This is a genomic window from Stenotrophomonas maltophilia (genome assembly GCF_013464915.1).
Lineage (GTDB): Bacteria > Pseudomonadota > Gammaproteobacteria > Xanthomonadales > Xanthomonadaceae > Stenotrophomonas > Stenotrophomonas maltophilia_AT.
Genome location: NZ_RAVT01000030.1, coordinates 34,434 through 51,262, shown reverse-complemented (window position 1 = coordinate 51,262; position 16,829 = coordinate 34,434). Strand labels below are relative to the sequence as shown.

At 68.1% G+C, this 16,829-nt stretch carries 16 protein-coding genes; 5 read left to right on the top strand and 11 right to left on the bottom strand.

The window, feature by feature from the left end; genetic code table 11:
- Nucleotides 1–5 precede the first annotated feature (5 nt).
- Entirely contained in the window at nt 6–1,157 is a 1,152-nt protein-coding gene (locus D7T59_RS11405; protein WP_180850908.1) for a transglutaminase-like domain-containing protein, read from the bottom strand.
- 240 nt (nt 1,158–1,397) lie between these two features.
- Between D7T59_RS11405 and D7T59_RS11400 the strand changes: the two genes are divergently transcribed.
- The 4 genes from D7T59_RS11400 to D7T59_RS11385 all read left to right on the top strand — a co-directional run bounded on the left by D7T59_RS11400 (nt 1,398) and on the right by D7T59_RS11385 (nt 4,262).
- Nucleotides 1,398–2,000 carry an HD domain-containing protein gene (locus tag D7T59_RS11400; RefSeq protein ID WP_164139065.1) on the top strand — a complete coding sequence of 201 codons (603 nt, stop codon included), beginning with the start codon at nt 1,398–1,400 and terminating at the stop codon, nt 1,998–2,000.
- A 49-nt stretch (nt 2,001–2,049) separates the two neighbouring features.
- Complete coding sequence (locus D7T59_RS11395; protein ID WP_049402330.1) at nt 2,050–2,223, top strand: oxidoreductase-like domain-containing protein; 174 nt, start codon at nt 2,050–2,052, stop codon at nt 2,221–2,223.
- Nucleotides 2,220–2,837 carry a DUF998 domain-containing protein gene (locus tag D7T59_RS11390; RefSeq protein WP_164139067.1) on the top strand — a complete coding sequence of 206 codons (618 nt, stop codon included), beginning with the start codon at nt 2,220–2,222 and terminating at the stop codon, nt 2,835–2,837. The genes D7T59_RS11395 and D7T59_RS11390 overlap by 4 nt, the downstream gene beginning before the upstream one ends.
- A 78-nt stretch (nt 2,838–2,915) precedes the next feature.
- On the top strand, nt 2,916–4,262 hold the full coding sequence (locus D7T59_RS11385) for a virulence factor family protein (RefSeq protein WP_275942995.1): 1,347 nt from the start codon (nt 2,916–2,918) through the stop codon (nt 4,260–4,262).
- 143 nt (nt 4,263–4,405) lie between these two features.
- On the opposite strand, the gene mprF is transcribed toward D7T59_RS11385, so the two are convergent.
- Entirely contained in the window at nt 4,406–6,970 is a 2,565-nt protein-coding gene (gene mprF, locus D7T59_RS11380) for a bifunctional lysylphosphatidylglycerol flippase/synthetase MprF (RefSeq protein WP_180850909.1), read from the bottom strand.
- Between the two features lie 192 nt (nt 6,971–7,162).
- On the opposite strand from mprF, the gene D7T59_RS11375 reads away from it, so the two are divergent.
- Nucleotides 7,163–7,510, top strand: coding sequence for a RidA family protein (locus D7T59_RS11375; protein ID WP_005418155.1), 348 nt, complete (start codon nt 7,163–7,165; stop codon nt 7,508–7,510).
- 154 nt (nt 7,511–7,664) lie between these two features.
- Here D7T59_RS11375 and rnfB read toward each other — a convergent pair whose 3' ends face one another.
- The 9 genes from rnfB to D7T59_RS11330 all read right to left on the bottom strand — a co-directional run bounded on the left by rnfB (nt 7,665) and on the right by D7T59_RS11330 (nt 16,807).
- Nucleotides 7,665–8,078, bottom strand: coding sequence for an Rnf electron transport complex subunit RnfB (gene rnfB, locus D7T59_RS11370; RefSeq protein WP_180850910.1), 414 nt, complete (start codon nt 8,076–8,078; stop codon nt 7,665–7,667).
- Nucleotides 8,079–8,102: 24 nt separating this feature from the next.
- On the bottom strand, nt 8,103–8,693 hold the full coding sequence (locus D7T59_RS11365; protein WP_049426797.1) for an HAD family hydrolase: 591 nt from the start codon (nt 8,691–8,693) through the stop codon (nt 8,103–8,105).
- Between the two features lie 76 nt (nt 8,694–8,769).
- Complete coding sequence (gene metG / locus D7T59_RS11360) at nt 8,770–10,851, bottom strand: methionine--tRNA ligase (protein ID WP_164139072.1); 2,082 nt, start codon at nt 10,849–10,851, stop codon at nt 8,770–8,772.
- Nucleotides 10,852–10,953: 102 nt separating this feature from the next.
- On the bottom strand, nt 10,954–11,397 hold the full coding sequence (locus tag D7T59_RS11355; RefSeq protein ID WP_049426799.1) for a DUF2147 domain-containing protein: 444 nt from the start codon (nt 11,395–11,397) through the stop codon (nt 10,954–10,956).
- Nucleotides 11,398–11,817: 420 nt separating this feature from the next.
- Nucleotides 11,818–12,222: an SMU1112c/YaeR family gloxylase I-like metalloprotein gene (gloA2, locus tag D7T59_RS11350; RefSeq protein ID WP_180850911.1), complete on the bottom strand. Its 405-nt coding sequence runs from the start codon at nt 12,220–12,222 to the stop codon at nt 11,818–11,820.
- The gene (locus D7T59_RS11345) at nt 12,219–13,289 is read right to left on the bottom strand and encodes a serine hydrolase domain-containing protein (protein ID WP_180850912.1); all 1,071 of its coding nucleotides are present in this window, start codon (nt 13,287–13,289) and stop codon (nt 12,219–12,221) included. Before D7T59_RS11345 ends, gloA2 begins: the two co-directional genes overlap by 4 nt.
- Before the next feature lie 16 nt (nt 13,290–13,305).
- Entirely contained in the window at nt 13,306–15,246 is a 1,941-nt protein-coding gene (locus D7T59_RS11340; RefSeq protein ID WP_180850913.1) for a DUF885 domain-containing protein, read from the bottom strand.
- 95 nt (nt 15,247–15,341) lie between these two features.
- Complete coding sequence (locus D7T59_RS11335; protein WP_164137135.1) at nt 15,342–16,127, bottom strand: queuosine precursor transporter; 786 nt, start codon at nt 16,125–16,127, stop codon at nt 15,342–15,344.
- A complete protein-coding gene (locus D7T59_RS11330; protein ID WP_054172268.1) occupies nt 16,124–16,807 on the bottom strand; it encodes a DUF502 domain-containing protein in 684 nt (227 codons plus the stop codon). Before D7T59_RS11330 ends, D7T59_RS11335 begins: the two co-directional genes overlap by 4 nt.
- Between the last annotated feature and the right edge of the window lie 22 nt (nt 16,808–16,829).

The window sequence follows — 16,829 nt, the reverse complement described above, 5'->3', positions numbered from 1 at the left end:
CGGTCTCAGCGCCTGGCCTGCTGCTGCGCGCGCCAGCGGGCCAGGCTGTCCAGCTTGGCCTGGTAGCGTGCCTGCTCCGGTGCACCGCCCAGCAGCTGCGCGCGGATCAGTTCACGGTCGGCGTGCTCAAGTTGGCCGGACAGGAAATACACGCGCGCCAGCCCGAAGTGGAACTGGTGCGCGGTGTCATACAGGCGCACGGCCTGCCGGTAATAGCGGATGGCTTCGGCCAGCTTTCCGGCCTGCTCTGCCTGCGTGCCCAGCATGTACTGCGCGAACGGGTCCTCACGCTGCACCGACTTCAAGCGTCGCTCCAGGGCCTTGGCCTGTGTATCCAGCCCAAGCTGCCGGTACAACGCGCTGGCATTGGTCAGCGCCGCATCCTGGCGGCCGTCCAGGCGCAGGGCGCGGTCCAGTGCCTGCCGCGCCGCGTCGGTGTTGCCCTCGCGATTGTCGAGCACGCCCAGGTTGTTCCAGACCGAGGGGAACGCGCGGTCCTGCACCACCGAGGCATCGAAGAAGGCGCGGGCGCCGACGAGGTCGCCTTCGGCCATGCGTTCGGCACCACGATTGTTGTAGAAGTGGGCCAGTGCACGCGCGCGGCTGACCGGCTGCGGGCCGTGGCGGTCGTAGAGCACATTGCGATCGAGGTCGACCGTGGCGTAACGCCCCGCGATCTCCACACCCGCGTTGACGTGGCCCACGCTGTAGACCACGCCGGCGTCCTGGTCCTGGTACCAGGACACGACCTGGCCGACTTCCTGCACGCGGGCCTGGATGCCAGCCTCGCGCGCCAGTGCCACGAACATCAGCGTGAAGGCCAGGCAGTTGGCGCGGCGCTGCTGCCAGACTTCGCCCACGGTGTAGGTCGCGTTCGCGTCGTACTGCAGGTCCAGCCCCTGGCGGCCGAAGATCATTTCCACCAGCGCCTGCAGCCGCTGCTCGCGCGATGAACTGCGGTCCATCACCTGCGCCTGCAGCATCGCGCGCATTGCGGGAGGAATCGCGAAGACCTGTTCCGGCGAGGGAATCTCCGCCGGGGCGATGCTTCCGATGGGCGGGACTGCATCGGTGCGCGGGCGGTCCTGTGCGCAGAGCGGCGCGGCCATCAAGGCGGCCAGGGCCACGACGAAGATGCGGGCGGCAGGGCGGTACATGACAGTTCCCGGCAGCGGCGGGCGCTCCCGCCTGCAGCGAGTGTAGACCCGTCGTCGCCGCGCTGCAGTGACCGTTGGTCGGCGCGTGGCCGGTACGCCGTTTCATCCACAACCGATGTGGACCAGCGCTCGACAAAGCTGTGGACAACCGCGTCCAGGCCTCACCGGGCAAGCGTTGTGAGTGCATGGTGAAAAAACCACCAGCTTGCCGCAGGGCAGCGCAGGCGGGATGATCCGGGTATGGATTTCTCTCCGCTGACGCTGGCTCCGGCGCAGTGGCAGGCGCTGCAGGACAGCTACGCAACGCCGCCACGCGCCTACCACCACTTCGGACACGTACGCGCGGTGCTGCAGCACTGCCAGGACGTGGCTGACGGCCCGGGCTGGCAGCACCCCGCCGAGGTGTACCTGGCCGTGCTCTACCATGATGCGATCTATGTGGCGGGGCGCAAGGACAACGAAGCGCGTTCGGCGGCGCTGGCCCTGCAGGCGATCGCAGGGGCGCCGGAACTGGCCGGCGTCGACGCCGCGCGGGTCGAGCAGTTGATCCTGCTGACCGCCCGTCATGGTGATCTGGGCCCGGACGACGTTGATGCCGAGGCCGCGCTGTTCCTGGACTGCGACATGGCGATCCTGGCCGCGCCCGAGCCGGTGTTCGCCGCTTACGATCGTGGCGTGGCCGAAGAGTACAAGGGGGTCGTGCCGGGCTTCCTGTACCGCGCCGGGCGTCGCCGTTTCCTGCAGGGGCTGCTGCAGGCACCGCGCATCTTCCTCAGTGACTTCTTCCATCAGCGCCTGGATGCGGCCGCGCGGGAAAACCTGCGCCGACAGCTGGCCCGCTGAGCCAGCCCGGTACACTGGGGCCTGCTTCCACCGATTGTCGCTTCCGACTGTGTCCGTCCCTGATCCCGATCCCCGCCCGCTGCCCCCCGAAGAGCCCGGTCCCAACGAGTGCTGTGGCAGCGGCTGTCCGCTGTGCGTGCTGGATCTGTATGCCGATGAGCTGCAGCGCTATCGCAAGGCGCTGGCCGAATGGAAGGCGCGGCATCCGGAGGCAACGCCATGAGCCGTGCACGCCCGGCGGCAGTGCTGGCACTGGTGGCGTTGCTGCTGTTCGTCGCCACCGCGCTGTGGACCCAGTTCGCACGCAGCGATCTGGACTGGGTGCGGGCCACGCTCAGCCTCTACCTGCACGGGCCGTGGGGGTTGGCGCTGCGCGCGGCGTACTGCCTGCTGGCGTTGGCCATCGCGGTGCTTGGCATTGCGCTGTATCGCGGCAGCACCGGCCCGCGGCGCAGTGGGGCGGCGCCGCTGTTGTTCACTGTCTCTGCACTGGGGCTGGCGACGGTCGCCATCGGTGACAGCTGGCTGCCTGAAGCGACCCCGCTGCTTGCACCGTTCATCCATGGGCTGGCGGCCAACACCGCATTCCTGTGTGCCAGCGTGGGCATGCTGCTGCAGGCCTGGTACCTGCGCCGTGAACCGGGCTGGCAATCCGCCGCCGGCCTGCTCTGGGGCTGGGCCTGGCTGGCGTTCGTTCTGCTGTGGCTGCATGTGTTGTGGCGCGCCGGCCCACCGCGCGGGCTGGGCCAGAAGGCCGTGATCGTCGTGATCGTGGGCTGGCTGTTGTACCTGGCGCTGGCGCTGTACCAGCGCAGCCGCCGTACCGCGGCCCACTGAATCCCCAATGGCCTGTGCCGGTACGTGCCGTGCACGCGGCGGCGGCGTATCGTGTGCGCATTCCATCGGGGATGCGATATGAAGCGTGCAGGGCTGGGCAGGGCAATGGGTGTGGTTCTGGCGCTGGCAGCGCTGCCGGCAATGGCGGCGGCCAACGTGCAGCAGTTCAGCCACGGGCGGTTCGAGCAGATTCCGGTGCACATGCCGGCCGGTACGCCGCAGCGGGTGGTGATCTGGTTCCATGAACCCACCGCCGGTGGTGATACCAGCCGCCTTCCGATCGAGGCCCTGCGTGCCGATGGCGCGATGGTCGCCGCCGTGGACATCGCGCACCTGCGCAGCGTGCTCAAGCGCGAGGGTGATCCTACCTGTTCGTTCGGTTCCGGCGACGTCGAGAACTTCTCGCGCTGGTTGCAGGCCTCCCTGCATCTGCCTGGCTACCACCTGCCGCTGGTCGGTGGTGATGGCGAAGGCGCCGAGATGGCTTACACGCTGGCCGCGCAGGCCGACACCCAGGTGTTCGCCGGCCTGCTGACCACCGGCTTCTGCCCGGACCACAGCCACGAGCGCATGGTCTGCGGCGACGGTGTGAAGCACAACAAGCTGCAGCCTGCCGAGTTGAATTTCCCGTGGCTGAGCGCCGCCGGCGACCATGGCTGCAAGGTTGGCGAGGCCAGCCGCTTCGTGCAGCAGGTGGCGATGGCGCGCGAGTTCAAGCGCACCGCACGCGGCGATGCTTCACCGGGCCTGGTGGCGACGGCGCGGGTGATGGGCGCGCAGGTGGGCGTCAGCCTGGCACCGCCCCCGGCCGCGCTGAAGGGCCTGCCCGTAGTGGAGGTGCCCGCTGCCGGCAATGGCGACACGTTGGCCGTGTTCGTTTCCGGCGATGGCGGCTGGGCCGGCCTGGACAAGGACGTGGCATCGTCGCTCAACGAGCATGGCGTGGCCGTGGTCGGCATCGACTCGCTGCGCTACTTCTGGAGCGAGCGCACGCCGAAGGGCTTCGCCACTGACCTGCAGAAGATCATCGACCACTACCGCCAGCAGTGGCATCGCGACAAGGTGATGCTGATCGGTTTCTCGCAGGGCGCCGACGTGCTGCCGGCCACCATCAACCAGCTTGATGCCGGCACCCGGGAGGCGCTGGACCGTATCGTGCTGCTGTCGGTGGGCAAGAAGGCTGACTTCGAGTTCCATGTCAGCAACTGGCTGGGTGGCGGCGGCGACGGCCTGCCGATCGCGCCGGAAGTGGCAAAGCTGCCGGCGGCGAAGACCCTCTGCGTGTATGGCGACAAGGATGACGACGCGCTGTGCCCGGACCTGCCGGCCAACGACGGCGTGCAGAAGGTGAAGCTTCCGGGCGACCACCATTTCGGTGGTGACTACGATCGCTTGGCCGAGGTAATCCTCAAGGGCGGGGCGTAAACCGGCCCATGCCCGGCGGCTGATGGTAGATGCCGACCTTGGTCGGCGCTGGGGCTGGGGACGTCGTGGAAGAAGCGTGTCGACCAAGGTCGACACCTGCCGTGCAGCCGTCAGCACCGGCCCATGCCCGGCGGATCGGGGTGTCAGTTCCGCCGCGGGTCCAGCGAGATCAAACGCGTGGCATCCAGCAGCGCGGCCGGCAGGTGCATGCCGCCCGGTGCGGCCAGGTAGCGCGGCCGCCACTGCGGGTCGAACTTCGACTTGAAGCGGCGCAGGCCACTGAAGCCATAGAAGCGTTCGCCATGCCGCGCCAGCAGGCCGGCCAGCCGGTTCCAGCGCCCGGCCAGGCGATGCTGGGCCAGCCCGGACAGCGGGGCCATGCCCAGCGAGAAGCGCGCATAGCCCTGGGCGCGTCCCCACAGGAACAGCTCGATGAACAGGAAGTCCATCGTGCCCTTCGGTGCCTCGTTGACGTGGCGCATGAGGTCCACCGACAGCTCGGCACCGGCCGGGGCCTGCCACAGGTTGGCGAACGCCACGATCTGGCCCTCGGTTTCGACCAGTGCCACCGGGAAGCGCGCCAGGTAATCCGGATCGTAGCTGCCCAGCGAGAAACCCTTCTCGTCGCCGGCCTTGTCTTCCAGCCACGCGTTGGAGATCGCGTGCAGGCGCGGAAGCAGGCTGGGAACCTCTTCCACCGGTGCCACGCGGAACGACAGGCCCCCGCGCTTGCCGCGGTTCCAGGCCTGGCGCAGGTCGGCGCGTTCGCGGCCTTCCAGGCCGAAGTCGTGCAATGGCACGATCGCTTCCTCGCCCAGCTTGACCAGGCCCAGGCCAAGGTCGAGATAGGTCTGCCAGTAGGTCTCGCCGACCTGGTAGAACACGGGGCGCAGGCCGAGCCGGTCGGCTTCCTCGCGGAAGCGCCAGATCAGCGCGCGCGCGACCTCGGGTGGGCCGACCGGATCGCCCATCGCGATCAGGGATCCGCCGTAGCGCTGCATCATCACGAAGCCCAGCTTGGCTTCGTCGCGCAGCACCGCCTTGTCGGCAGTCAGCACCAGGCAGGCCTGGGTGTCGGTGGCACCGGCCAGCACCGGTGCCAATGACTGCAGCGTGGCCTCGTCGGCGGGCTGCAGTGGGCTGCGCGTGCTGTGCAGCAGGCGCGCCAGGCCGAACATCACCAGCGCGATGGCGACCACCAGCAATGCACGCAGTGCACGCGGCGCGTTGCCGGATATCGCGAACTGCCACCACAGTTCGTTCTGGTATTCGACATGGCTGTAGGTGAAGAACAACAGCCAGGTGACCGCCACCAGCACCAGGCCGAGGTTGCGCAGCCATGGCCACGACCATGCTTCGTCCAGCAGCGCGCCCTGGCGATAGAACTCGCGGCGTGCGGCCCACAGCGCCATCGCCACCAGCAGGGCGGAGACCGCGATCAACGGTTGGCCACCGCGCAGCCACAGTGGCAACGGGGTGATCACGCACACGGCCATCGCCAGCATCCATGCGGCATGGCTGCGCCGGGCCAGGCCCTGGCCGATCAGCAACAGGGCGACGCCGCTGAGGCTGCCGATCAGATGGGACGTCTCCAGGATCGGCAGTGATGCGTTGACCAGGTGGCGGCGCGGCGTGGGCAGCGTGCCGTCGATGACCAGTGCAGCGCCGATGCTGAACACCGCCAGCGCGATGATCTGCGGAAGCCACGGCCGCAATGCATTCCAGCCGGCACGGGTCGCCCCGGCACTGGCCTGCAGCGGTTGCCGCATCGCGGGCGCCAGCGCGAGCAGGGTGGCCAGCAGCAGCGGCAGCACGTAGTAGGTGACGCGGTAGATCAACGCCGCAGCCAGCACCGCCGCCGGTGCGACCTGTGGCAGCAGCTTCAACAGGCTCCATTCGAACACGCCGAGGCCGGCGGGCACGGTCGAAACCAGGCCGGCCAGCACCGCGACCAGGTACAGGCCAACGAAGCCGGGCAGGCCGGTCGGCGTCGAGTCCGGCAGCAGCACATAGAACGCGGCGCTGGCCAGCACCAGCTCGATCACGCTGAGCACGGTGACGCCGATCATGGTGCGCCGGTCGGGCAGCCACAGCGCATGGCCGAATACGCTGAACTGACGCCCATCGCGGCCGACCAGCAGCAGGGTGGCCGCATAGGCCAGCAGTGCGACGATACCGACCACGCGCACCGCATCCGGGTCCAGCGGCAGTGCAAGTGCCGCTGCCGCCGGCTCCATGCACAGCGCCACGCTGATCAGCAGCCAGGCACCGAACACGAAGCCGAGCGTGCTCATCAGCACGACCTGGCCGATCTGCGCCAGGTCGAGGCCGGCGGTGCGGTAGCCGCGCAGGCGCACCGCACCGCCGGTGAGCGCGGCAAAGCCCACGGTCTGGCCGAGCGTGTGTGCCAGGAACGCCGTAATGCCGATGCGCGCCGGATGCACGCGGATGCCGCTGCGGCGCAGGCCGATGGCATCAAAACCGATCAGGCAGGCATAGCTGGCCAGGCCCAGCACGACAGTAAGCGCGATCTGCGTGCCACTGAGCTGGTGGAAGGCATGGCGGATGGCGCGGTAGCCGTTCTCATCGAACTCGTTGGCCAGGCCGTGCAGCGCCAGCGCAAGGATCAGCAGCGGGACGACGATGGTGAGGACCCGCTTCCATGCCGGGGTGGAGGGAGTGGTGGCGGGGTCGGTGGTTTCGGTCATCGGCGCAAGCGTGCGTCAGGGAGGGCGAGGGCGGTGTCAATGCAGCCGTGGCGCATCGTGCGCCTGTCGCTGGCATTTGACCAGCGTCGCCGTCGGAAGCCGGTAGTGACCGTGCGTGGACGGCTGCCCTGCACCCATCGTTGACCGGTTTGGGGGACAATGCAGGCCTGATCACCCGCAGGAGCCACGCCCATGATGGAGCGTTACGACGTCGGACCGCGCATGTCCGAAATGACCGTGTACAACAAGGTCGCCTACCTCTCCGGCCAGATTCCGGAAGACACCAGCCAGGACATCACCGGGCAGACCCGGCAGGTGCTGGCCGAGATCGACAAGCTGCTGGCGCTGGTGGCCAGCGATCGCCAGCACGTGCTGCGCGCCGAGGTGTTCCTGGCCGACATCGCCGACTTCGACGGCATGAACAAGGCGTGGGACGAGTGGGTGGTCGAGGGCGCGACCCCGGCCCGTGCAACCTTCGAAGCCAAGCTGGCCCACGCCGAGTGGAAGGTCGAGATCGTGGTGACGGCGGCGGTGCCCTAACGGCAGGCTGGGTCAGGTCTCCACCAGCGGGGAGGGTAGAGTCGACTGTTGGTCGACTATGGCGCGCAGCGCGGGATTTTGCGCCGCCGGAACGAAGAGCAGTCGACTAACAGTCGACTCTACCCCGCCGCTTCAGTGCCGGTTGGTCCGGTGGCTAGGCTGGCATCAGCTCTATGCAGTCCACCGGGCACGGTGGGATGCACAGCTCGCAGCCGGTACACAGGTCGGCGATCACCGTGTGCATGTACCTGGCGCCGCCGACGATGGCGTCCACCGGGCAGGCCTGGATGCACTTGGTGCAGCCGATGCAGTCGGCTTCCACGATCAACGCCACCTGCGGCGCCTTGTGCTCCCCGCGCGAGCGATCAAACGGAATTGCCGGCACGCCCAACACCTGGGCCAGCGCGCGTGCACCGGCATCGCCACCGGGTGGGCAGCGGTCCACGCCTGCCTCGCCACGCGCCATCGCCTGCGCATACGGGCGGCAGCCTTCGTAACCGCATTGCCCGCATTGGGTCTGCGGCAGCAGGCGGTCGAGGCGTTCGGTCAGGGGCGGGATCAGGCTCATGCGTGGCGAAGGCTGCGCGTTGGGTTACTTCAGGGGTTTGCCGCGGAACCAGCGCTCGTGGGCCAGCGCCAGCATCGGCTTGTCTTCGGAACTGTCACCGTAGGCATGGATGCGCACGTAACGCGACAGATCGAACTGGCGACGGATGTGCTCGACCTTGCGCGGGCCACAGTCACCACCGGCGTAACGGCCGGTCAGGCGTCCGTCCTGGCTTTCCAGCCGGTTGCAGATCAACTGCAGGCCCAGCTGCTCGCACCACGGCCGCAGGTAGAGATCCAGCGAGCCGGACACGATCACCACGGTGTGCTGCTGTTCCTTGTGCCAGCGGATCTGCTCCAGCATCTCCGGGCGCACCACGTCGGGCAGGAACTCACGCGAGAAGCCGGCGGCCAGGGTGGCGATGTCGTCACTGTGGCGGTCGCTGAAGGTCAGGCGGGTGACGCGCGCGCGGATGCGTTCGGCCGAGATCAGCTTCAGCTTGTACGCGAGCAGCCACGGGCCAACCTTCCACCACGCCTGCGCCAGTTGTTCAGCGGTGGCCACGCGGCGCAGGAAACGGCCATAGGTATCGCAGGTGGTCACGGTGTGGTCGAAGTCGAACAGCGCCAGTTCCATTCCGTTGCCTCCCATCGCGTTGCTCCGTGGCCGGTGCTGCCGGCGGGCGTGGCCGCAACCACGCCCGCTGCAGGCATCAGCGGACCGGCATGCCCGGCTGCGCGCCGCTGTCGGCGTCCAGCAGCGCCAGCGCGCCGCCGTCGAAACCGGCCGACAGGATCATGCCTTCGCTCAGGCCGAAGCGCATCTTGCGCGGGGCCAGGTTGGCGATGAACACCACGCTGCGGCCGACCAGCTTCTCCGGCTCGCCGTAGCTGGCGCGGATACCGGAGAAGATCTGGCGCTTGCCCAGTTCACCGGCGTCCAGTTCGAAGCGCAGCAGCTTGTCCGAACCGTCCACGAACTCGCAGACCAGCACCTTGCCGATGCGCAGGTCGAGCTTGGCGAAATCGTCGATGCCGATGTAGGCCGGGGCGTCGGCGCTGTTCGCTTCGTCCCTGGCCGGTGCCGGGGCAGCTGGCTTGACCGCTTCGGTCCTGGCGGCGGGGGCGGCAGCGGCGGTCGGCTGCAGGGTGTCCTTGGAGGCGTCGATCATGGCGTCAATCTTCTTCGGGTCGATACGGGTGAACAGCGGGGTGTACTCGGTGATGCGGTGGCCCAGCAGCGGCTGCACCAGCTCGGTCCAGTCGTTCACCGGCGCGGCCAGGAAGGCCTCGGCCTGCGCGGCGGTGGCCGGCAGCACCGGCTTCAGGGCGGTGACCAGCACGCGGAACAGGTTCAGGCCCTGGCTGCACACGGCCTGCAGCTGCGCGTCGGCGCCTTCCTGCTTGGCGATCACCCACGGCTTGACGTCGTCGATGTAGCGGTTGGCTTCGTCGGCCAGGGTCATGGTCAGGCGGATCGCCGCAGCCGGGTCGTTGCGCTCGTAGGCTTCGCGGATCGGCGCCAGGCCATCGACGAAGCGCTGGTACTGCGCCGCATCGGGCAGCTGCGCGGCCAGCTGGCCGTCGAAGCGCTTGCTGATGAAGCCGGCGCAGCGGCTGGCCAGGTTGACGAACTTGCCGACCAGGTCGGCGTTGACGCGGGCGATGAAATCACCCAGGTTCAGGTCGAGATCGTCGACGCCACCGCCGGACTTGGCCGCGTAGTAGTAGCGCAGCGCTTCCGGTTCCAGCCCGGCGTCGAGGAAGGTACGCGCCATCACGAAGGTGCCGCGCGACTTGCTCATCTTGGCGCCGTCCACGGTCAGGTAGCCGTTGACGTGCAGGCGGGTCGGCGCGCGGTGGCCGGTGCCGTGCAGCACGGCCGGCCAGAACAGGCCGTGGAAGTTGACGATGTCCTTGCCGATGAAGTGGTGCAGCTCGGTGGCGGTGCCGGCGCGCAGGTGCGCTTCGAAGTCTTCGCCGAGCTTGCCGCACAGGGTCTGGAAGCTGGACAGGTAGCCGATCGGCGCGTCCAGCCAGACGTAGAAGTACTTGCCCGGCTGGCCGGGAATCTGGAAACCGAAGTACGGTGCATCGCGCGAGATGTCCCACGCGCGCAGGCCACCTTCGGCATTGAGCCACTCACCGAGCTTGGCTTTCACGCCCGGCAGGGCGACGTCGCCAGCCAGCCATTCGCGCAGGAACGCGTCGAAGTGGCCCACCTCGAAGAAGAAGTGCTCCGAATCGCGCATTTCCGGCGTGGCACCGGAGATGACCGAGCGCGGCTCCTTCAGGTCGGTCGGCGCATAGGTGGCGCCGCACACTTCGCAGTTGTCGCCGTACTGGTCGGGGCTGCCGCAGTTCGGGCAGATGCCCTTGACGTAGCGGTCGGGCAGGAACATGCCCTTGGCCGGGTCATAGAACTGTGCCACCGAGCGGCGGCTGATGTGGCCGGCCGCTTCCAGCTTCAGGTAGAACTGCTCGGTCAGCGCCTTGTTGGCCGCCGAATTGGTCGAGTCGTAGTGATCGAAGGCCACGCCGAAGGCGGCGAAGTCACGTTCGTGGCTGGCCTGGATGTTGGCGATGAAGGTTTCCGGGGTGACCCCGGCCTTCTCCGCGGCCAGCATGATCGGCGTGCCGTGGGTGTCGTCGGCGCAGACGAACCAGGCCTTGCCGCCGCTCATTCGCCGCGCACGCACCCAGATGTCGGCCTGGATGTAGCCGACCAGGTGGCCCAGGTGCAGCGGGCCGTTGGCGTAGGGCAGGGCGGTGGTGACGAGCGCGGTACGGGTCATGGTCGCGGGGTGAAGCCGAGGGGAACCGCAGAGTATCGCATGCCCGCAACGAGGTGACCCGGCCAGGGCCGGGTCACGGGGATGAAGCGGGGGCCGGGGCGCTTACTCGCGCTGCCAGGTCTGCGCGCGGCAGATGAAGGCGATGCAGCCGGACACGTCAAGCCTGGTGCCGCCGGGCTGCAGTTCCATCTTCGACTTGTAGGTCTTGCCATTGGCCGGATCGAGGATGGTGCCGCCGGACCACTTGTTGGCGCCGTCGGCCTTCAGGTTCCAGAGGATGGTCATGCCCTTCACCGGCTTGTTCTTGTTGGCGCCTTCACAGCCGTCACAGACCGGGTTCGGGCCCTTGTCCGAGTGCAGGATGTCGACCACCTTGCCGGTCAGGGTGCCGTTGGCGGCCTGGGTGATCTCGACGATCGACTTCACCTTGCCGGTCTTGTCGTCGATGGTCTTCCAGCGGCCGGCGGCGCCATCGGCGGCCTGCGCCGAGAGCGCGGCCAGGCACAGCGGCAATGCCAGCAGCAGGGTCTTGAAGGTCTTGCGCATGGTCCCCTCCCAGGGTTCATTCCGGCACGGTGCCGGTACGGGTCGACTGTATACCCATTCGGCGGGGTATGGGGAAGGGGGGGCTTTGCAGGGCTGCGCCCWGCACCCGCGGTAGTGCCGGCCGCTGGCCGGCAACCTCAACGGCAACGGCAAAAGCGACCATTCCGTGGGATGGCGGGGTGGGGCCGGTTGCGGGGGACGCCGTGAACCCGTCCCTGGGGGCTTGGCCGCGGCATCCATGCCGCGGACACCCCCGCAACCGGACCCACCCCGCCTTCGACAGGTTCCGTGTGCTGTGGGTAGGTGTCGACCTCGGTCGACACGGTAGATCCACGCCATGCGTGGATGACGTTTCCGGTGGCGGCGATGGGGTCAGATCCTTTTCCCGATGGAAAAGGGATCTGACCCCGACGCACAGGGTCAACCGACTTCGTACAGCTCCAGCGGCAGGTCGTCGGGGTCGGCGAAGAAGGTGAAGCGGCGGCCGGTGTATTCGTCCACGCGGATCGGTTCGCACGCGACGCCATGCGTAGCCAGGCGCTGGATGAACGGCTCTAGCGCAGCGACCCGGAACGCGAGGTGGCGCAGGCCCTGGGCTTCGGGGCGGCTGGGCCGAGGGGGCGGCGCGGGGAAGGAGAACAACTCCAGCTGGCCGCCATCGGGCAGCGCGAGGTCCAGCTTCCAGGAGTCGCGCGCGGCGCGGTGGTTCTCGGCCAGTACGCGCAGGCCGAGGATCCGCACGTAGAAATCCTTCGAGCGCGCGTAGTCGCTGCAGATCAGTGCGGCGTGGTGGATGCCCAGCAGGGCGTCGGCATTGCGGGTCATTGCAGGGTGTCCAGCCAGCGCTGGGTGATCTTCAGTGCCAGCGGATAGGGTTCGGGGTCGTTGCGGTTGGTCAGCACGATCACGGTCAGGTGCTTTTCCGGGTGGCGCACGATCACGTTGCGGAAGCCGATGCTCTCGCCGCTGTGCCATTGCACCGGGCCGTTCAGGCGCCAGCCGAAACCGTAATGCGGCACGTCCGGTTCCGATGTGGTCGTGGCCGGGCTGAACATCGCGCGGCGCGAAGCCTTCGACAGCAGGCGGTCGTCATACAGTGCGGCGTCCCAGCGGGCGAGATCGTCCAGCGAGGAATAGATGCCGCCATCGCCGAGCACGGCGCTGGTGGTGCTCTGGTCGGTGCGCTGCCAGCGGCCGTCGATCCAGCTGTAGCCATAGGCACGTGCTGCCACCGTATCGACACCGTCCTGGTGGGCCACGGTGTGGACCATGCCCAGCGGCGCGAAGATGCGCTGCTGCAGGAAGGCGGCGAAGTCCTGGCCGGAAGCGCGGCCGACGATCAGTGCCAGCAGCGCGTAGCCGCTGTTGCTGTAGCGGTACTGCGTGCCGGGCGCGAAGTTCAGGCGGTTCTGGCGCGAGAGCAGGGCCAGCACATCGGCATCGTGTACCTGCCGTGTGTCCGCCGGGTCCATCAGGTCTTCGTAGTCGAGCAGGCCGCTGGTGTGCGACAGCAGCTGGCGGAGGGTAATGGCCGCTGCGGCCTGCGGCAGTTCCGGAAGCCAGCGCCGCGCCGGCTGGTCCAGCCCAAGCCGGCCGTCTTCCACCAGCAGCAGCACCGCCGCAGCGGTGAACTGCTTGCTGACCGAGGCCAGCCGGAAATTGCTGGCTGCGGTGACCGCAGTACCGTCTTCCACCACCGCCAGGCCATAGCCACGACGGAACACCGGTTGCCCGTCGTGCAGCACCAGCATCGCGGCACCCGGAACCTGCCCATCGTAGGCCTGCATCAGGCCGTCGATGCCCGCATCCGGTGGGGTCAGCACCGGTGCGGCGGAGCTCGCCAGTGGCAGCAGGCCCAGCACGGCGGCGAACAGGACGAGGGCAGGGCGCATGGCGGCTCCGGAAGGGTCAGGGGGAAGGCGTGGGCGCAGCGCTGGCCGGCTGCGCCATCCAGCGCTCCATCTTGCGGTCCAGCACGTCCAGCGGCATCGAGCCGTCCTTCAGCAGTTCTGCATGGAACCGGCGCAGATCGAAGGCTGCCCCCTGGCGTGCCTTGGCCTTGTCGCGCAGGGCAACGATGGTGGTCAGGCCGGCGACGTTCGACAGTGCCTGGCCGGGCTGGGCCATGATCCGCTCGACTTCAGCGTTGGCATCATCGCTGCTCATGTCCACCGTCTTCTGCAGGTAGGCCACGGCCTGCTGCTTGCTCCAGCCCTGTGCGTTGACGCCGGTGTCGGCGACGACGCGCGCGGCGCGCAGCAGGCGTGAGTACAGGTAGCCGATACGGTCGTAGGGATCGCTGTAGACGCCCAGGTCTTCACCCAGCGTTTCGGCGTACAGGCCCCAGCCTTCGACGAACGCAAGATCGCCACCGAGGCGACGGAAGCGTGGCAGCTTGGCCAGTTCCTGCTGCAGGCCCAGCTGCACGTGATGGCCGGGAATCGCTTCATGCAGGTACTGCACCGGCACGCTCCAGCGCTTGCGGCTGGGCAGGTCGCGGGTGTTGATGTACAGCACGCCGGGCTGCCCGGCCGGCGACGGCTGGTAGGCGGCAGCGGCGGCGGTCAGCGCACGTTCCGTTTCCACCGCACGCACTTCCAGTGCGGACTTGGGCAGCGTATCGAGCACCTGCGGCAGGCGCGCGTTGACCTGCTGCTGCACCTGCCGGTAGCGGCTGATCAGTGCATTGGCGTCGCTGTACTGGAACTGGCGATCGTTGCGCATGCTGCGCAGCAGCTTGGTCGGCGTGCCGCGCATCTTTGCGTCCTTCATCACCGTGGCGATCTGTGCCTGCAGTTCCTGCACGCGCTGTTCGCCCAGTGCGTGCAGCTGCGCGGCGGTCTGGTCGCTGGCGGTGGTCTGCACGATCAGGTTGGCGTACCAGGCCTGGCCGTCGGGCAGCGCGCCCATGCCACTGCTGGCACGCGTGGCCGGCAGGTACTCGGTGGCGATGAAGCCGCGCAGGGCACGGTAGGCCGGCATGATGCGCAGCTCGATCATGCGCTTGTATTCGGCGCTGATGCGCGCCTTGTCTTCGGCCGCAATGGTGTTCGGCATGGTGCGGATCGGCGACCAGAAGATGCTCTCTTCAGCGGTCGGCTTGATCACTGCATCCAGCTGCGGCAGCACTTTTTCCATCAGGTCGCGCGGTTGCACCACGCCGGCCTTCATGCCCTGGCGCATGTTGTCGATGGCCTGGTCGAACAGTTCGGGAATGCCGAGCGAGCGGCGCGACCAGGTGTCGTAGTCCTGCACCGTGTTGAACGGCTGCGCGCCGGCGCCGGAGCCGAGGATCGCCATGATGCTGCCGATGTTGTAGTACTGGCTGATCGGCATCATCCAGCCTGGGTAGCGCTCGGCAGCCAGCGAGGCGCGCGCGTCACGTACGAAGATCTCGTAGCTGAGCAGGTCCTGGCCCTGCAGGCCGTCGCTGCCGAGTTTTTCGACCTTGCCCAGCCACTGCGTGGTGAAGTCGTGCGACTGCTGGCGCCAGGCGGCGGACAGGATGTTGGGCAGCTGGTCGTTGTAGCGTGGTTCGCCCTGGAAGGTGGCCTGCAGCGGATTCAGCCGCATCGAGGCATCCCAGTACTCGTCGTACAGCCGTTCCAGCTGCACCTGCTTGGGCACCGCGCGTGCGGGTGCGACCGGACGCGGCGCGGCGCGGCGCGCCGAACTGCCACGGGCCGGTGCGGTGGCACGGGCGGGCCTGGTCTTGGGCTTGGCAGCCTGGCGGGTCTGCGCAGCGGCAGGGCGGCTGGCCTTCTTCTTCGCTGCTTCGGCCGGTGGCACGGCACTGAACAGGAACAACGCGGCAATGGCAGCGGCCAGGACGCGGGGGGAATACGGCATCAAGAAGCTTCCGTGGAACACAGACCGTGGAGCTTGCACGATCCGCGCGCGTACGGCCAGCGTGAAGACGCAGTCAGCTTGGTGGCGCTGGGGCTTCAGTCAGCCGCGGCGGCGGCACGCAATGCCGCCGCGCGATCGGCGCCCAGATAGCGGGTGATGGCCCGCCGCATCAGGTACAGCAACGGAATCAGGGCGATCGCAAAGCCCATCTTGTACACGTAGTTGACGCTGGCGACCGCAAGGAACAGCGAGGTCGGCCAGTGCTGCGGGCCCAGCACGAAGGCGATCCAGATCACCACGAAGCTGTCCACCACCTGCGAGACCGCGGTGGAACCGGTCGCGCGCAGCCACACATGGCGTTCGCCGGTGGCCTGGCGGATGCGATGGAACACCGCCACGTCGATCAGCTGGCCCAGCAGGAATGCCACCAGCGAACCGGCGATGGTCCACATGCCCTGGCCGAACACGGCTGCGAATGCGGCCTGGTAATCGGGCACGCCGTGGCCGTCCATCGAGGTGACCCACCAGCTGGCTGGCGCCAGCGAAATGGCGGCGAAAGCGAACAGGAAACCGTAGCCGATCAGCACCACCGCCAGCCACGAGATGAAGCGCACGCCGCGCTTGCCGAAGAACTCGTTGATGGTGTCGGTCATGATGAACACCACCGGCCACAGCAGAGTGCCGGCGGTGAAGCTGAGCGAGCCGGTCTGGCCGAACAGGTTCCAGTTCAGCGGTTCGATGCCGAGGGTATCTTCCAGCGCGAAGATCTTCACGCCGATCAGCTCGGCCAGCACCGCATTGCCGCAGAAGAACGCGGCCAGCACGATGAACAGCAGCACCGCGCGGTCCTGCAGCGGGCGCTCGATCGGCGCTGCGGTCATTCGGTGCGTTCGCCGGCGCGGGTGAAGGGCACGCTGGACGGTGCGACGGCACCGCCGGAAATGATGAAGCTCATCGCCTGGTCGACGGTCCAGTCGGTGGGCGTCAGCAGCTCCACCGGCACGATTTCCAGGTAGCCCGATGTCGGGTTCGGCGTGGTCGGCACATACACCGCGGCCAGCTCGCGGTCGGTGCCGTGTTCCTTGATCACGCGGGTGACCAGGCCGACCGACTTCATGTCGCGGTGCGGGAAGTCGATCAGCACCACGCGCTGGGTGCTGCCCGGTTCGGTCTGCAGCATGTCCAGCAGCTTCTTGGCGCTGTCGTAGATGATGCTGGCCAGCGGGATGCGCTTGATCACCGCGCCGACCCAGCGCAGCAGGCGCTGGCCCAGCACGCGGCGGCTTGCCACGCCCACCGCCAGGATCACCAGCAGGGTGGCCAGCAGGGCGATGGTGTCCTGGATCCACTCGGCGCGGACCCAGCCCAGATAGTGCGGGAAGCTGGTTGCGATCTGTTCGGACAGCGGCACCACCAGCGGGCTGGAGATGCCCGACAGCAGCACGAACACGAACTTGACCACGACCCAGGTCAGCCAGATCGGCAGCAGGGTCAGCAGGCCGGTCAGGAACAGGCGCTGCAGGGAGGGGCGGGGGACCAGGGCGGGGGCTTCGAGCGACATGTGCGCATTGTAGCGGTCACTG

Bases quoted from the DNA above. Each gene is read 5' to 3' on its own strand.
- D7T59_RS11405 (WP_180850908.1), bottom strand. From the start codon at position 1,157: ATGTACCGCCCTGCCGCCCGCATCTTCGTCGTGGCCCTGGCCGCCTTG.
- D7T59_RS11345 (WP_180850912.1), bottom strand. From the start codon at position 13,289: ATGCGCCCTGCCCTCGTCCTGTTCGCCGCCGTGCTGGGCCTGCTGCCA.
- D7T59_RS11330 (WP_054172268.1), bottom strand. From the start codon at position 16,807: ATGTCGCTCGAAGCCCCCGCCCTGGTCCCCCGCCCCTCCCTGCAGCGC.
- mprF (WP_180850909.1), bottom strand. From the start codon at position 6,970: ATGACCGAAACCACCGACCCCGCCACCACTCCCTCCACCCCGGCATGG.
- gloA2 (WP_180850911.1), bottom strand. From the start codon at position 12,222: ATGACCCGCAATGCCGACGCCCTGCTGGGCATCCACCACGCCGCACTG.
- D7T59_RS11340 (WP_180850913.1), bottom strand. From the start codon at position 15,246: ATGCCGTATTCCCCCCGCGTCCTGGCCGCTGCCATTGCCGCGTTGTTC.
- D7T59_RS11400 (WP_164139065.1), top strand. From the start codon at position 1,398: ATGGATTTCTCTCCGCTGACGCTGGCTCCGGCGCAGTGGCAGGCGCTG.
- metG (WP_164139072.1), bottom strand. From the start codon at position 10,851: ATGACCCGTACCGCGCTCGTCACCACCGCCCTGCCCTACGCCAACGGC.
- D7T59_RS11385 (WP_275942995.1), top strand. From the start codon at position 2,916: ATGAAGCGTGCAGGGCTGGGCAGGGCAATGGGTGTGGTTCTGGCGCTG.
- D7T59_RS11390 (WP_164139067.1), top strand. From the start codon at position 2,220: ATGAGCCGTGCACGCCCGGCGGCAGTGCTGGCACTGGTGGCGTTGCTG.
- D7T59_RS11365 (WP_049426797.1), bottom strand. From the start codon at position 8,693: ATGGAACTGGCGCTGTTCGACTTCGACCACACCGTGACCACCTGCGAT.
- D7T59_RS11355 (WP_049426799.1), bottom strand. From the start codon at position 11,397: ATGCGCAAGACCTTCAAGACCCTGCTGCTGGCATTGCCGCTGTGCCTG.
- rnfB (WP_180850910.1), bottom strand. From the start codon at position 8,078: ATGAGCCTGATCCCGCCCCTGACCGAACGCCTCGACCGCCTGCTGCCG.
- D7T59_RS11375 (WP_005418155.1), top strand. From the start codon at position 7,163: ATGATGGAGCGTTACGACGTCGGACCGCGCATGTCCGAAATGACCGTG.
- D7T59_RS11335 (WP_164137135.1), bottom strand. From the start codon at position 16,127: ATGACCGCAGCGCCGATCGAGCGCCCGCTGCAGGACCGCGCGGTGCTG.